Source organism: Streptomyces sp. NPDC088387 (assembly GCF_044753385.1).
GTDB lineage: Bacteria > Actinomycetota > Actinomycetes > Streptomycetales > Streptomycetaceae > Streptomyces.
In genome coordinates this window covers 346,849-360,831 of the sequence record NZ_JBIVNC010000009.1, presented here as the reverse complement: position 1 = coordinate 360,831, position 13,983 = coordinate 346,849, and the positions used below count along the sequence as shown (strand labels likewise).

The window sequence follows — 13,983 nt, the reverse complement described above, 5'->3', positions numbered from 1 at the left end:
GTGAAGGCGCTGCACATCATCACCGGGCTCGGTGTCGGGGGCGCCGAGCAGCAGCTGCGACTGCTGCTGAAGCATCTGCCCGTCGAGTCCGACGTCGTCACGCTCACCAACCCGGGCGCGGTGGCCGACGGACTCGTCACCGACGGGGTCCGCGTCACCCACCTCGGGATGGCCGGCAACCGTGACCTGGCCGCGCTCCCCCGGCTGGTCCGGCTGATCCGCTCCGGCGGCTACGACCTCGTGCACACCCATCTGTACCGGGCCTGTGTCTACGGCCGGCTCGCCGCGCGGATCGCCGGCGTGCGCGCGATCGTGGCGACCGAACACTCCCTGGGCGAGTCCCAGATGGAGGGCCGCCGGCTCACCGCGGGGGTGCGCGGGCTGTATCTGGCCAGCGAGCGGCTCGGCCGGGCCACCGTCGCCGTGTCGCCGACGGTCCGGGAGCGGCTGATGCGCTGGGGGGTGCCGGCGCCCCGGATCGAGGTGGTGCCCAACGGCATCGACCTGGACCGCTTCCGCTTCGACCCGCTCCGGCGCCACCAGACGCGGCGCCGCCTCGGGCTGCCCGAGGACGCGTTCGTCGTCGGCGCCATCGGCCGCCTCACCGCCGGCAAACGCTTCGACGTGGCCGTCCGCGCGATGGCACGGCTCCCCCGCGACAGCTGGCTGCTGATCGTGGGCGGCGGCCCGGAGGAGAACGTGCTGCGGCGCACCGCGCACGAGGCGGGCGTCGCCGACCGGATCCTGTTCGCCGGCGAGCGCCCCTACATCGCCGACGGCACCCCGGGCCCCGACCTGCCGTCCCTCGCGTCCGCCATGGACGTGCTCGTGTCGCCGTCGCCCGAGGAGGCGTTCGGGCTCGCGGCCGTGGAGGCGCTGGCGTCCGGGCTGCCGGTGCGTTACGTGTCCTGCCCGGCGATCGAGGACCTGCCCGCGCACTCCGCCGCCGACGTGCGGCGGGTGACCTGCGATCCCGGTGCCTTCGCCGGCACCCTCGCCGAGGTCCGCACGCACCCCCCGCGACCGCGCGCCACGCCCGACGCCGCCCGCCACTACTGCATCACCCGCAGCGCCGACCGGCTCATGGACGTGTACGCCGGCGCGGTGGCCGCCCCGCTCCAGTCCCCCTCGTCACCGTCAGCCCAGGGAGTCAGCCCGTGATGACCGACCACTCCACCCGGCCGCGCCCCGCGACCGAACTCCTCGCCCGCACCCGGGCGCTCCCGCCCTGGTCCCTGCTCGCGGCCGGCGTCCTGGCCGGCGGGCTGATCGGCGGCGGCTACGGAGTGCTCAGCACCCCGACGTACGCGGCGACCAGTTACGTCGTCGCCGTCCCCACCGAGAAGTCCGACCCGGCGTCCGCGCTCGGCTTCGCGCAGGCCTACGGCCGGGTCGCCACCCAGCTCGCGGTGCTCGGGGACGCGCAGGTGTGGGCGGGTGTGCCGGTGCGGACCCTGCGGGACAGCGTGACGACGGCGACCTCGCCGGACGCGCCGATGGTCGCGATCACCGCCACCTCGGAGCGCCCGGACACCGCCGCGGACATGGCCAACGCGGTCGCGCGGGCGCTGACCGGACACGCGAGCGACAGCGAGAACGCCACACACGTCGAACTCCAGCAGTTCGCGCGGGCGGTGAAGCCCACCGAGCCGTCCTCGGCGACGACGACCATGACCGGTCTGGTGGGCGCGAGCGCGGGCGGCCTGCTCGGCGGTCTCGCCCTGCTGGTCCGGCCGCGGCGCGCGACGGAGGACACCGGCCGCCCGGCGGTACCGGGCCCGGCGGTGGCGGCGGACGCGAACGGGCGGCTGTGAAGCCGACGTACGACACGGCCCCCGTGGGCGCCGTCCACGCCCCGCCCGCCGTGGCACCGGCGTACACCACCCAGCTGGTCACCGACGCCGACGCGTTCGCCGCACTGGCCTCCGACTGGCGGGGACTGTACGGGCGGTGTGCTTCGGCGACCCCGTTCCAGGGTCACGCCTGGCTGCACTCGTGGTGGCTGTCGTACGGCAGGCCGGGGCGGCTGCGCCTTGTCCTGGTGCGCACCGGCGGCCGGCTGGTCGGGGCGGCGCCCCTGATGCGCGTCCACCGGCCGCTGCCCGCCCTGGTCCCGCTGGGCGGGGCCATCTCCGACTACGGCGACGTTCTGCTGGACGACGAGCACGGGCCCGCCGCGGCGGACGCCCTCGCCGCCGCGCTCACCACCGCCGCCCGGACCGCGCTGCTCGACTTCCGTGAGGTGCGCCCGGGGGCGGCCGTCGAGCGGGTCTACGACCGCTGGCCGGGCCCGCGGCGCCGGGTCGACGACTCGGTGTGCCTGGAGCTGCCCGCCGTACCCATGGACGAACTCGTCGCCCGGCTGCCGTCCGCGAAGGCCCAGCAGCGGGCCCGCGCCAAGCTGCGCAAGCTGGAGACGCTCGGCGTCCGGCGCCATGTCGTCGACCCGCACGAGGTGGACGGGGCGCTGCGCCGGCTGATCGAGCTGCACCGGCTCCAGTGGCAGGGCCGCAAGGTGACCACCGAGCATCTTCAGCCCCGGTTCTGCGAGCACCTGGTGCGTTCGGTGGGGCCGATGGTCCGCTCCGGCGAGGCGATCGTCACCGAGTTCCGGCTCGACGACGACGTGGTGGCCGTCGACCTGACCCTGATGTCCCGCCGGCTGACCGGCGGCTATCTGTACGGCGCCCATCCCCGGCTGCGCGAACGCAAGGCGGACGTGGCGGTGATGCTGCTCGACGCGTGCACCGAACACCTGCGGGCGGCGGGCGGTCCGGCCACGCTGAGCCTGCTGCGCGGCAACGAGCCGTACAAGCACCACTGGCGGCCACAGCCGGTCGTCAACCGGCGGCTGCTGCTGGCCCGCCGGCACACCGCCCCGCTCCTCGCGGCGGCCCTCGCCGACGCGACCGCCCGCCGGCGCGGCAAGGAGCTGCTGCTGCGCTGGAAGGAGCGCGACGGTGGCGGCAGGTCCTGAACGGGCCTGCCGCCACCGCGGGCTCACCTACGGCTCACTTGTCGCGCGACCACCAGTCCAGACGGACGCAGAGCTTGCCGCCCAGCCAGTGCTCGACCCAGTCGCCGAGTTCCAGCGGCGAACAGTTCGCCGGCTTGGTCGGCGTGGGCTGGGGCGTGGGCTCGGGCTTCGGGGTCGGTTCGGGGGTCGGCTTCGGCGTCGGCTCCGGGGCGTCCCGTCCGGTGAGCACACTGCGGTAGATCTCGGACGCCCTGGGGTTCTGCCCGCACTGCCACACACCGTGCGGGCAGTAGTCGGTCAGCGTGTTGTAGAGCGGTTTGTGCTCGTCCATCCAGGCCAGCATGCGCCGCATGTACTCGGCGTTGTCGCCGTTGCGGAACAGCCCCCACTCCGGATACGAGATCTGCTTTCCGCGCGCTTTCGCGAAGTCCACGTGGGCCTGAAGTCCGTAGGGCTCCTTGATCTGTTCGTCGAAGGTGATTCCCGACGGCTGGTCGTAGGAGTCCATTCCGATGATGTCGACGGTGTCGTCGCCCGGATAGCAGCGGGTCCACGCGACGGCGTCCCGGCCGCGGGTCGGTGTGAAGTCGAACTTGAACTTCTGGCCCGGCACGGCGCGCATGGCGGTGACGATCCGGTTCCAGTACTGCTTCCACGCCGCCGGGTCCGGGCCGCAGCGGTGGGTGTAGGTGATGCCGTTCATCTCCCAGCCGAGCACGATCACCGTGTCCGGCACCTTCAGCTCGACAAGACGCTCGGCGAGGGCGCGGTAGTGGTGGTCGAACTCCCCGGCCGCGCCCTGCCGCAGCAGCCGGCGCACCTCGGCGTCCGGGACACCCGCCTCGTTGCGTTCCGCCATCGGCACGTTGAGGACGAACATCCGGTCGTCCTTCTTGCGCCGCCAGTCGGCCCACACGTCGAGGAAACCGGGCCGGCCCTCGATGTTGGACCACAGGTCGCCCGGCAGGTAGGTGTGGCCCACCCGCAGGTCGGCGCCGCCCAGCCAGCGGCTGAGTTCGGCGATGCGGGCCACCCCGCGCGGCCCGTAGTCGAGATAGGCGCCGAAGGCCGGCAGGTCCTTCGCCGGCGGAACGGCGGACGGATCGACCGGCGGCAGGCCGGGCGGCACGGCGGAACCGCCCGCAGGCTGGTCCGGGCCGGCTGGTGTCCCGGGCTCCGGCACCGGCGGGACGGCCGGCGCGGCGGGCGGTTCGGGAACGGCCGGCGGTTCGGGGGCGGCGGCGCCCGGGGACGGGGCCGGTCCGCTCACCTCGGGTGCCGGTACGGCGGGCGTCGGAGCGGGTGGGTCGGCGACGACCACCACCCCCAGTCCCGCGGCGAACACCGGACCGGAGGCGAGGACCGCCGTCGCGGTGACCGTCGCCGCGACGAGGGCCAGCCGCTGGGACCGGGACCGTCGCTGCTGCTGTGGGGCCATGCCTGCTCCTCTCTCCACGCGCGCGCTGCCGCGGAATTCTGACGTGCTTTCTCATACCGCCCGCATTACGCCTACTGACACTCAGTCATATGAAAGTGCCCCACGCCACCGCCGTTGCGGCGTCCGAGTGCCCCGCTCGCCCGCACGGGTGAAACCGACCGAAGGAAAAGTGCCCGTGTCGCTGTTCGACACCCGTGTCCCCGCCGTCCTGCTGCGGATCGACCGGAACCCCTTCCACCACGGAACGCTCGGCGCGATCCGTTCCCTCGGCCGGGCCGGCGTGGACGTGCACGTGGTGGCCGACTGTGCCGGAAGTCCCGTGGGCGCGTCCCGGTTTGTCGCCGGGGTCCATCCGCCCCCCGCGCCCGGCGCGTCCCCGGACGACATCGCGCTGGTGCTGCGCCGGGTGGCCGCCCGGGTCGCGCGGCCCGCCGTGCTGATCCCGATGGACGACGCGAGCGCGGTCGCGGTGGGCGGTCTCGGTGACGCGCTCGCGCCCGCCTGTCTGCTGCCCGCGCTGCCCGGCGCGCTGTCCGAACGGGTCGCCGACAAGGCCGAACTGGCCGCCCTGTGCGCGGCCCTCGACATCCCGCACCCCACGACGCTGGTCCCCGACAGCGCCGAGCAGGCCGCCCGCGCCGCCTGGCGCCTGGGCCTTCCGGTGGTCGCCAAATGGAGCCGGCCGTGGCTGCTGCCGCCCGGCGGCGGGCTGCGCAGCACGGTGGTCGTGCGCTCCCCGCGGGAGGTGCGCGAGCTGTACGAGCGGGCGGCGGAGGCGGGCAGCAGGCTGCTGCTCCAGGAGTTCCTGCCGCCGGGCCAGGACCGCGACTGGTTCTGCCACGGCCACGCCGACCGTACGGGCGTGCTGCGCGGCGGCGGCACCGGCCGCAAGCTCCTGGCCTGGCCGCGCGGCGCGGGCCTGACGGCGGTCGGCGAGTGGACGCCCAACCCGCGGGTGCAGGAGATCGCCGACCGGCTGGTGACCGCGCTCGGCTACCGCGGCATCCTCGACCTCGACTTCCGCCGCTGCGGCAGCACCGGCCGCTACCACCTGCTCGACTTCAACCCGCGCCCCGGCGCCCAGTTCCGGCTCTTCGCCGACGGCACCGGCCTGGACGTCGTACGCGCCCTGCACCTGGACCTGACCCACCGTCCGCTGCCCGCGGCGGCACCCCTGCCGGGCCGCACGTTCGTGGTGGAGAACTACGCCCCGCTCGCCGCCCTGCGCCCGTCCCCCGCCGGACGGGAGAAGGCCTGGTACGCCGCCGACGACCGGGCACCGGGCCGCGCCCTGTGGGCCCAGTGGAGCCGGCACGTGGCCCGCAGGATCCGGCACCGCGTCACCGCCCCGGACCCCGACCCGCCCCACCCCCGCATCGTCCGCCAGGCCACCGCGCCGGCCACCCTGACCGACCACTCCGACGACGAGAAGGCGAGCAGCTGTTGAGGTACGACCTGCTGGTGGTGGGCGCCGGCCCGTACGGACTGTCCATCGCGTCGCACGCCGCCGCGGCCGGGCTGTCCCTGCGGGTCCTCGGCCGGCCCATGGCGTCCTGGCGCGACCACATGCCGCGCGGCATGTTCCTCAAGTCCGAGCCGTGGGCGTCCGACCTCTCCGACCCGGCCCGCCGCTGGCGCCTCGGCACCTACTGCGCCGGCCACGGCAGCACGGCCCGGCACGGCGAGCCCGTCCCGGTCGAGACGTTCGCCGAGTACGGCCTGTGGTTCGCGCGCAACGCCGTGCCGGACGTCGACGAACACCTCGTGGTCCGGCTGACATCCGCGCCGGGCGGCTTCGAGGCGGTCACCGACGACGGCCGCACCCTGTACGCCCGTACGGTCGTCCTCGCGGTCGGTGTGCTGCCCTTCGCCGAACTCCCGGCGGCCCTGCGCGGTCTCGACCCCGCCCGTGTCACGCACAGCAGCGCCCACAGCCACCTCGACGACTTCCGCGGCCAGGACGTCACGGTCGTCGGCGGCGGCCAGGCGGCCCTGGAGACGGCGGCCCTCCTCGCCGAACAGGGCACCCGCGTACGGATCCTGGCCCGCGCGGACCGGCTCCACTGGAACGACGTCCCGCCACCGCTGCGCCGCCCCTGGTGGGAGGCGGCCCGCTCCCCGCACACCGCCCTCGGCTGCGGCTGGCGCAACCGGCTCTACGCCGATCACCCCGGCCTCTTCCGCCGCCTCCCGGAGGCCACCCGGACCCGGATCGCGTCGACCGCGCTGGGCCCGGCGGGCGCGTGGTGGGTCCGCAGCCGGGTGGAACCCTCGGTGGAGGTGCTGCTCGGCCACGAGATCGAGGCGGCGCGGACGGTACCGGGCGGCGTGCGCCTGGAGGTGGTGCGCCACCTCAACGACCCGGCGCCCAGGGCCGATTCGCCGTCCCACTCCTTCGACACCCAGCACGTGGTCGCCGCCACCGGCTTCCGCCCCCGCGCCGACCGGCTGACCCTGCTCGGCGACGACCTTCGCGGCGCGCTGGCGACCACACCCGACGGCTCACCGTGGGTCGGACGGGACTTCGAGTCGTCGTACCCCGGGCTCTTCCTCGCGGGCCTGGTCACCGCGTCCGGCTTCGGCCCGGCGATGCGCTTCGTCCAGGGCGCCCACTTCACGGCCCGCACCCTGGTCCGGGGCGTCCACCGCCGACTGCGCGCGCGTCCGTACGAGCGCCTGGTTCCGGCCCCCGGCGGCACGCCCGCCCGCGAGGCGGCCTCGCGGACCACCTAGTACATGCGAGCCAGTACATGCGAGGGCCCCGGACGACGATCCGCTGTCGTCCGGGGCCCGGATGCCCTCGGGTTCCGATGTCGCGCGCCCGGCGCGTCACCGACGGGACGCGGCCCGGCCTCGCCGGTACAGCACGGCCCCGCCCGCGATCAGCGCGGCACTGGCGGCCGAAGCGCCCCACATGGCCTCGCTGCCGGTGTGCGGCAGGGAGGGCGGCTGCCCGTGATCCCCACCACCGGGCGGCTGATGACCACCGTTCGGAGGCTGCTCCCCGCCGTTCGGCGGGTGACCACCACCGGGGGGCTGCTCCCCGCCACCGGGTGGGTGCTCACCACCACCGGGGGGCTGTTCGCCACCACCGGGCGGGTGTTCCCCACCGGGAGGCTGCTCCCCGCCGCCGGGCGGCTGTTCGCCACCACCGGGGGGCTGCTCACCTCCGGGAGGCTGCTCCCCACCGGGCGGGTGCTCACCACCAGGCGGGTGTTCCCCACCAGGAGGCTGCTCACCACCGGGCGGGTGCTCACCACCAGGGGGCTGTTCGCCACCAGGAGGCTGTTCGCCGCCGGGCGGGTGCTCGCCGCCGCCGGGGGGCTGGTCGCCGTAGCCGGGGGGCTGGTCGCCGTAGCCGCCGGACGGCTCGTCGTCGTTGTGGGACGGCTCGTCCCCGTAGCCGCCCGCGGGCCTGTCGACCTGCTTGGAGGGCTTGGCGCTGCCCTCCTTGGACGGGTGGTCGTCGACCTGGCTGCCGGAAGGCCGCTCGCCGCCGCGGACCGGCTCGTCCGCGGGCTGCTTCTCCGGCGTCCGCCCGCCCCCGAACGCGGGGTTGAGGCCGCTGACCGGGTTCGCGGTGTTGCCGCTCGTCCGCACGGGGACGTCGGCCGGGGCGCCGCCGTTGTTGCCGGTGACGGTGCCCGGGGAGCCCTCGGTCTCACCATGCGCCGACATGCCCTGCGGGCCGGGCGCACCCCGGTCGTCCCGCCCGGAGTCGTGGCCGTACCCGGTGTCGCGGCCCTGGTGTCCGGAGTCGATGTCGAAGTCGCCGAAGTCGCCGTCGGGGGCGCCCGGGAAGCCGCCGTCGTGCCAGGCCGACGGCACCGCGGCGCTACGCCGGATCGAACCGGCTTCAGTACCGCAGGAGTTGCCGAACGTGGGGTTCAGCGCACCCGCCGGGTCCACGCTGTTGCCGCACGCGTTCACCGGGGCGGTGATGGGGACCTCGACGTTGTTGCCCGACAGCACGCCGGGCGATCCCTCCGCGGCACCGGCCACGGTGGTGTCGGCGACGGCCGGGGTCCCGCACAGGGACAGAATGCCGGTCGCGGCGGCGGCCGCGACCATTGACCTGCTCAGGGTCTGTCGCAATCTCGTTCTCTTCCTGCTCGCAGAGCTTGCAGAGTTCGGGAAAAAGGCCGGCCCCGGACCGGAAACGGAGCGGTCCAGGGCCGGCCGAGGCGCAGCCGGAAGGCTGGTGCGTTACGTCGTCAGTCGTTCGCGCACTCGTTGCCGAACGCGGGGTTCAGCAGGCCGATGACGTTGATGCTGTTGCCGCACACGTTCACGGGGATGTGAACGGGTACCTGGACGACGTTGCCGGACAGAACGCCCGGAGAACCGATCGCGGCGCCCTCGGCACCGGAGTCGGCGAACGCCGGGGCGGCCCCGCCCAGGGCGAGGATCGCGCCCGCGAACACGGCAGCGGTCTTCTTCATGGACTTTCCCTTCTCTGCGGTCATGCCCCTTTGACGGCCGAAACCGAGCGAGCACAACTGGGCGGCTCGCACCATGACCGGCAGGCTGTAGAACGAGGGATAGACAGTTCAGGAAACTCCGGAACGTGTGTCGCGGGGTAATTCACTCGAACGCCTTGTCCGCATTGACGTAATGACGCAGAAGAGCGGAAACGCTTCGCCTGTTTGGCACAACGCAAGCAGCGAACGGTTATTCAGCAGAATCCGCCCGGACGGCCCGCGGGGAGAGTTGACGGACCGTCCGGACGGATTTCGTGCGGCGCTGGATCAGCCGCTGCCCTCGCCGTTCCCGGAGAGCGCGGAGATGTCGTCCAGGATGTGCGACAGCGGTTCGTCGCCCTTCGCCTGGGTGGAGTTCTCGGCGCACTGCTGGTTCTGCGGGGCGGACAGGACGGGGATGTCCTGGACCGAGACCGGCACGAGCACACCGAGCAGCGGGCCGACGTTCGCCTTGGCCGGCAGACCGACACAGAGCTTGTTGACCGAGCCCTGCACCAGGGTGGCCTGCGGGCTCATCTTGCCCTTGGTCACCTGGTTGCCGAACGACGAGGCGGCACCGTTGCCGCTCGCGGACGTGGTGCCGCTGTCGTCACCGATGGCAAGCGCCTGCGGCGCGGCCACGGCCGTCGCTCCGACCACGGAGGCGGCGACCGCTGCCACGGCCATTGCCTTCTTCAGCATTTCCGTTTCCTTTCCGACGAGGACACCCGTTCCGGGCCGCACGTTTTCCGGCCCGGTCACGACGCGTGTTCCTGCCTCCGCATCAACACGGGGCACGGCGTTTGGTTGCGGGCTTTCACCCGTACGGTGCTCGCGGCCTCGGCGTATTCACGCCGGGGCCGGATTCGCGGGGGCCCGGAACCGGGTGGGCACTGTGCGCCATCGGAGTGAATGGGGGCAACCAAGCGGGCTGTCGGCAGTTGACCAGAACGCTCCGGTGGACGGGGTTTCTCCAGAAGGGACTAGCAAGTGATCAAGAAGGTTCTGGCTACCGCCGCGGTCGCCGCTTCCGTCGTCGGTGCTTCCGCTGCCGTCGCTCCGCAGGCGCTCGCCATCGGCAACGACGAGGGCACCACCTCCGCCAGCGGCAACGGCGCGATGCAGTCGTTCGGCAACTCGGCGACCCACGGCAACATGAGCCCGCAGATGGCGCTCATCCAGGGTTCGTTCAACAAGCCCTGCATCGGTCTGCCCGCCAAGGCCAACGTCGGCTCGCTGGTCGGTGTCGTGCCGGTCGCCGTCCAGGACATCCCGATCCTGTCGGCCCCGCAGAACCAGCAGTGTGTCGAGAACTCGACCCAGGCCAAGGGCGACGAGCCGCTGTCGCACATCCTCCAGGACATCTCCGTGCTCGCCGGTAACGGCGAGGAGAACCACTGACCCAGAACGCCTTCCGCGTTCTGAACGGGTTCCTCCCCGAGCCCTGGGGGCTGTGTCTCCAGTCCTGACCAGCGGGCCGCCGGTGTTCTCCGGCGGCCCGCTGCCGTTGCGGCCGAACTGCCCGCGTGAACTCCGCGCCGGGCGTTCATCCCATCATGGGAACGCACTGGGCCAATCGGGGCAAAGCCCGCAACCCAAACCCCGGTGCGAGCGTTGACGATCATGCAACTCCCCACCGGAGTCCGCTTTTCGAAGGGAACGAACATGAAGAAGCTGTGGGCGACCGCGGCTATTGCCGCCTCCGTCGCCGGTCTGTCCGCCACGGCCGCCCCCCAGGCGCTTGCCATCGGTGACGACAACGGCACGACCTCCGCCAGCGGCAACGGCGCTTCGCAGGAGTTCGGCAACTCGGCCACGTTCGGTGAAATGAGCCCGCAGCTCTCGCTGGTTCAGGGTTCGCTCAACAAGCCGTGTGTCGGTCTGCCGCTCAAGGCCAACGTCGGCTCGCTCGTGGGTCTCGTGCCGGTCGCCGTCCAGGACATCCCGATCCTGTCGGCCCCGCAGAACCAGCAGTGTGTCGAGAACTCGACCCAGGCCAAGGGCGACGAGCCGCTGTCGCACATCCTGAGCGACATCTCGGCGCTGTCCGGCAACGGCGAGGGCAACGGCTGAGCCGTTCCCCCCACCCGCGACGGCGGGTCACCGGTTCTCCGGTGACCCGCCGTCGTCGTGTGTCCGGGGTGCGCCGGCCGTTCCTGGTCGGTCCCGGGTGTCTCAGCGGTCGTACAGCGCCTCGATCTCCTTCTCGTAGACCGTCATGACCGCCTGGCGCTTGACCTTCAGGGACGGGGTGAGCAGGCCGTTGTCCTCGCTGAACTCGCCCTCGACGAGGGTGAAGGCGCGGATGGACTCGGCGCGGGAGACGGCCTCGTTGGCGTAGTCGACGGCCCGCTGGACGGCGGCGCGGAGGTCCTCGTCGCGGACGAGTGCCGAGAGCGGGGTGTCGGCGGGCAGTTTCCGTACGGCGAGCCAGTGGGTGACGGCCTCGGGGTCGAGGGTGATGAGGGCGCCGACGAAGGCGCGGTTGTCGCCGACGACCAGGCACTGGCCGACGGGTGAGCGGCTGCGCAGCCGGTCCTCCAGGATCGACGGGGAGACGTTCTTGCCGCCGGAGGTGACGAGGATGTCCTTCTTGCGGCCGGTGATGGCGAGATAGCCGTCCTCGTCGAGGGCACCGAGGTCGCCGGTGGCGTACCAGCCGTCGCTGAGGACGGCGTCGGTGGCCTCCGGGTTGTTCCAGTAGGAGCCGAGGACGATGGGGCCGCGGACGAGGACCTCGCCGTCGTCGGCGATCCGGACGGCGGTGCCCGGGACGGGGAGGCCGACGGTGCCGGGGCGGGGTTTGAGGGGCGGGACGATGGTGGCGGCGGCAGTGGTCTCGGTGAGGCCGTAGCCCTCGTAGACGATGATTCCCGCCGCGTAGAAGAACAGGTTGAGGTTGCGGTCGAGGGGGGAGCCGCCGCTGATCGCGTAGCGCATCCGGCCGCCCAGCTCCTTGCGGATGCGGCGGTAGACCAGCAGGTCATAGAGGGCCCAGGCGGCGTAGAGCGCGGGGCCGGGGCCCTTGCCGGTGTCGAGGAACCTGTTGAGGTAGGCCTCGCCGAAGCGGACGCCGACGCGGTCGGCGCGGTCGAAGGAGGAGGCGCGGCCCATCTTCTCGGCGGTGACACGGCCGGCGTCGTGGATCTTCTCGAAGAGATAGGGGACGCCGACCAGGAAGGTCGGGCGGAACTCCTTGAGCGCGGGGCGGAGTTCGTCGGGTTTCACGCTCGGGAAGTGGCCAATCTCGATGCGGGCCATCAGACAGGCGATCTGGAGGGTGCGGCCGAGGATGTGGGCGAGCGGGAGGAAGAGGAGGGTCGAGGCGGTCTGGCCGGTGACGGCCTGGAAGACCGGGTGGAGCAGCTCGACCGTGTTGGCGGCCTCCGCGTGCAGGTTGGCGTGGGTGAGGACGCAGCCCTTGGGCCGGCCGGTGGTGCCGGAGGTGTAGCAGATCGTCGCGACCGAGTCGGGGGTGAGGGCGGTGCGGCGCTTGGTGACCTCCTCGTCGGGGACGTCCCGGCCGAGGGCGGTCAGTTCGGCGATCGCGTCCGCGTCCAGCTCCCAGACGCGGGGCCGCTCGGGGTGGCCGGCCGTGGCGGCGGTGACCGTGGCGGTGTTGGCGGCGGTCTCGGTGACCGCGAAGCGGGCGCCGGAGTCGCGGACGATCCACTCGACCTGGTCGGCCGACGAGGTGGCGTACACGGGGACGGTGCTCGCCCCGGCGGCCCAGGCCGCGAAGTCGACGACCATCCACTCGTAGCGGGTGCGGGACATCAGGGCGAGGGTGTCGCCGGGCTCGACGCCCGCCGCGATCAGGCCCTTGGCGACCGCGGTGACCTCGCGGGCGAAGGCCGCCGCGGTGACCGGCTGCCAGCCGCCGGCCGCCGCACCGCGGTGCAGGACCACGGTGTCCGGCGCCTCGGCGGCGTTGGTGAAGGGGATGTCGGCCGTGCTGCCGGTAGTGGGTACGGCCGCCAGCGCCGCCACGCGGACCTCGCGTACCGTCCCCGCCTCGTCCCGGACCAGCTCGGTACGGGTACGGGCCGCGAGGTCGGTGCGGCGCCTGGCCCGTTTCAGATCCTTGCGTACGCCCATGGCGGCTCCCGGTCGCAGGGTGCTGAACGGGGGTCAACTTACCGGTGCGTAAGGAAATTTCAATGGGTTCCGCGGGGTCGGTTCAGGCGGCCGCGGGTCCTGCGGGCCGCTGCTCCGGCTCCAGCACCTTGCGGGTGACGCGCTCGCCGATGGCCGCGACCAGGGTGCGGGGGCGGCGCGGGTTGAGGTGGGCGCCCAGCGCGTTGCCCAGCCCCGGAGTGATGTACGCGCGGTCGCGGTCGAGGGCGCGCAGGGCGGCGCGGACGACCGGTTCCGAGGTGCCGACCGAGCCCATCGCGGCCTTGCGGGTGCCGATCGCCTCGAAGAAGCCCGTGTCGACCGAGCCCGGGCACAGGGCCGTGACGCGGATGCCGCGGCCCCGGTACTCCCGGCGCAGGGCCAGCGAGAAGTTGAGGACGAAGGACTTGGTGGCGCCGTAGACCGCGAAGTACGGGGACGGCTGGTAGCCGGCCGTGGAGCCGACGTTGAGGACGGCGCCGGAGCCGCGCTCCAGCATGCCGGGGAGCAGGGCGTGGGTGAGGTCCACGAGCGCGACGACGTTGACCATGATCTCGTCGTGCTCGCGCCGCGGGTCGATCTCCTCGAAGCGGCCGCAGGTGCCGAAGCCCGCGTTGTTGACCAGCAGGTCGACCGTGAGGCCGCGGGCGGCGAGGGTCTCGGCGACGCGGGCCGCGGCGTCCGGCTCGGCGAGGTCCTGGGGCAGGACGTGCGCCTGGACGCCGCAGGTCGTCCGCAGCCGGTCGGCCAGTTCTTCGAGGCGGTCCCGGGAGCGGGCGACGAGGATCACGTCGTGGCCGCGGGCGGCGAGCTGGGTGGCGAACTCGGCGCCCAGCCCGGAGGAGGCGCCGGTGATCAGGGCGGTGGGTGTGGCCGTCATGACTGTTCCCTTCAGAACGTCGAGGTGAGACGAGCCGAGCGACTAACTAAGACATTACTGTAGCTCTTATTTCCTTAATTGCAACAGCTCTGACTCAGTTAGATGGGGAACG

The 13,983-nt window shown here is 73.0% G+C and carries 13 protein-coding genes; 7 read left to right on the top strand and 6 right to left on the bottom strand.

Going from position 1 to position 13,983, the window contains the following annotated elements; all coding sequences use genetic code 11:
- From ACIQAC_RS25300 to ACIQAC_RS25290, 3 genes are read left to right on the top strand one after another with little or no spacing between them, the layout of a single operon-like run.
- Positions 1–1,161, top strand: a complete 1,161-nt coding sequence (locus ACIQAC_RS25300) for a glycosyltransferase (protein WP_402194366.1) — start codon at positions 1–3, stop codon at positions 1,159–1,161.
- Entirely contained in the window at positions 1,161–1,814 is a 654-nt protein-coding gene (locus ACIQAC_RS25295) for a lipopolysaccharide biosynthesis protein (protein WP_402194365.1), read from the top strand. Before ACIQAC_RS25300 ends, ACIQAC_RS25295 begins: the two co-directional genes overlap by 1 nt.
- 50 nt (positions 1,815–1,864) lie before the next feature.
- Positions 1,865–2,977, top strand: a complete 1,113-nt coding sequence (locus ACIQAC_RS25290) for a GNAT family N-acetyltransferase (RefSeq protein ID WP_402194492.1) — start codon at positions 1,865–1,867, stop codon at positions 2,975–2,977.
- A 34-nt stretch (positions 2,978–3,011) separates the two neighbouring features.
- On the opposite strand, the gene ACIQAC_RS25285 is transcribed toward ACIQAC_RS25290, so the two are convergent.
- Entirely contained in the window at positions 3,012–4,415 is a 1,404-nt protein-coding gene (locus ACIQAC_RS25285; RefSeq protein WP_402194363.1) for a glycoside hydrolase family 26 protein, read from the bottom strand.
- Between the two features lie 175 nt (positions 4,416–4,590).
- Between ACIQAC_RS25285 and ACIQAC_RS25280 the strand changes: the two genes are divergently transcribed.
- Together ACIQAC_RS25280 and ACIQAC_RS25275 are read left to right on the top strand one after the other, a co-directional pair.
- Positions 4,591–5,862: an ATP-grasp domain-containing protein gene (locus ACIQAC_RS25280; RefSeq protein ID WP_402194362.1), complete on the top strand. Its 1,272-nt coding sequence runs from the start codon at positions 4,591–4,593 to the stop codon at positions 5,860–5,862.
- Positions 5,859–7,148 carry an FAD-dependent oxidoreductase gene (locus tag ACIQAC_RS25275; RefSeq protein WP_402194361.1) on the top strand — a complete coding sequence of 430 codons (1,290 nt, stop codon included), beginning with the start codon at positions 5,859–5,861 and terminating at the stop codon, positions 7,146–7,148. Before ACIQAC_RS25280 ends, ACIQAC_RS25275 begins: the two co-directional genes overlap by 4 nt.
- A 96-nt stretch (positions 7,149–7,244) precedes the next feature.
- Here ACIQAC_RS25275 and ACIQAC_RS25270 read toward each other — a convergent pair whose 3' ends face one another.
- From ACIQAC_RS25270 to ACIQAC_RS25260, 3 genes are all read right to left on the bottom strand, one after another.
- Positions 7,245–8,510 (bottom strand): chaplin, encoded by a 1,266-nt coding sequence (locus ACIQAC_RS25270; protein ID WP_402194359.1) that lies wholly within the window; start codon positions 8,508–8,510, stop codon positions 7,245–7,247.
- A 119-nt stretch (positions 8,511–8,629) separates the two neighbouring features.
- On the bottom strand, positions 8,630–8,857 hold the full coding sequence (gene chpD, locus ACIQAC_RS25265; protein WP_402194358.1) for a chaplin ChpD: 228 nt from the start codon (positions 8,855–8,857) through the stop codon (positions 8,630–8,632).
- A 306-nt stretch (positions 8,858–9,163) separates the two neighbouring features.
- Positions 9,164–9,577, bottom strand: a complete 414-nt coding sequence (locus tag ACIQAC_RS25260) for a rodlin (RefSeq protein ID WP_402194357.1) — start codon at positions 9,575–9,577, stop codon at positions 9,164–9,166.
- A gap of 288 nt (positions 9,578–9,865) precedes the next feature.
- On the opposite strand from ACIQAC_RS25260, the gene ACIQAC_RS25255 reads away from it, so the two are divergent.
- Positions 9,866–10,276, top strand: a complete 411-nt coding sequence (locus ACIQAC_RS25255; protein WP_402194355.1) for a rodlin — start codon at positions 9,866–9,868, stop codon at positions 10,274–10,276.
- Positions 10,277–10,540: 264 nt separating this feature from the next.
- Entirely contained in the window at positions 10,541–10,948 is a 408-nt protein-coding gene (locus tag ACIQAC_RS25250; RefSeq protein WP_402194354.1) for a rodlin, read from the top strand.
- Between the two features lie 102 nt (positions 10,949–11,050).
- Here ACIQAC_RS25250 and ACIQAC_RS25245 read toward each other — a convergent pair whose 3' ends face one another.
- Both ACIQAC_RS25245 and ACIQAC_RS25240 read right to left on the bottom strand, forming a co-directional pair.
- Positions 11,051–12,973, bottom strand: coding sequence for an AMP-dependent synthetase/ligase (locus ACIQAC_RS25245; protein WP_402194353.1), 1,923 nt, complete (start codon positions 12,971–12,973; stop codon positions 11,051–11,053).
- 82 nt (positions 12,974–13,055) lie between these two features.
- Complete coding sequence (locus tag ACIQAC_RS25240; RefSeq protein ID WP_402194351.1) at positions 13,056–13,871, bottom strand: SDR family NAD(P)-dependent oxidoreductase; 816 nt, start codon at positions 13,869–13,871, stop codon at positions 13,056–13,058.
- Positions 13,872–13,983 lie beyond the last annotated feature (112 nt).

Coding starts and splice junctions, on each gene's coding strand:
- ACIQAC_RS25295 (WP_402194365.1), top strand. CDS start 1,161: ATGACCGACCACTCCACCCGGCCGCGCCCCGCGACCGAACTCCTCGCC.
- ACIQAC_RS25285 (WP_402194363.1), bottom strand. CDS start 4,415: ATGGCCCCACAGCAGCAGCGACGGTCCCGGTCCCAGCGGCTGGCCCTC.
- chpD (WP_402194358.1), bottom strand. CDS start 8,857: ATGAAGAAGACCGCTGCCGTGTTCGCGGGCGCGATCCTCGCCCTGGGC.
- ACIQAC_RS25260 (WP_402194357.1), bottom strand. CDS start 9,577: ATGCTGAAGAAGGCAATGGCCGTGGCAGCGGTCGCCGCCTCCGTGGTC.
- ACIQAC_RS25250 (WP_402194354.1), top strand. CDS start 10,541: ATGAAGAAGCTGTGGGCGACCGCGGCTATTGCCGCCTCCGTCGCCGGT.
- ACIQAC_RS25245 (WP_402194353.1), bottom strand. CDS start 12,973: ATGGGCGTACGCAAGGATCTGAAACGGGCCAGGCGCCGCACCGACCTC.
- ACIQAC_RS25240 (WP_402194351.1), bottom strand. CDS start 13,871: ATGACGGCCACACCCACCGCCCTGATCACCGGCGCCTCCTCCGGGCTG.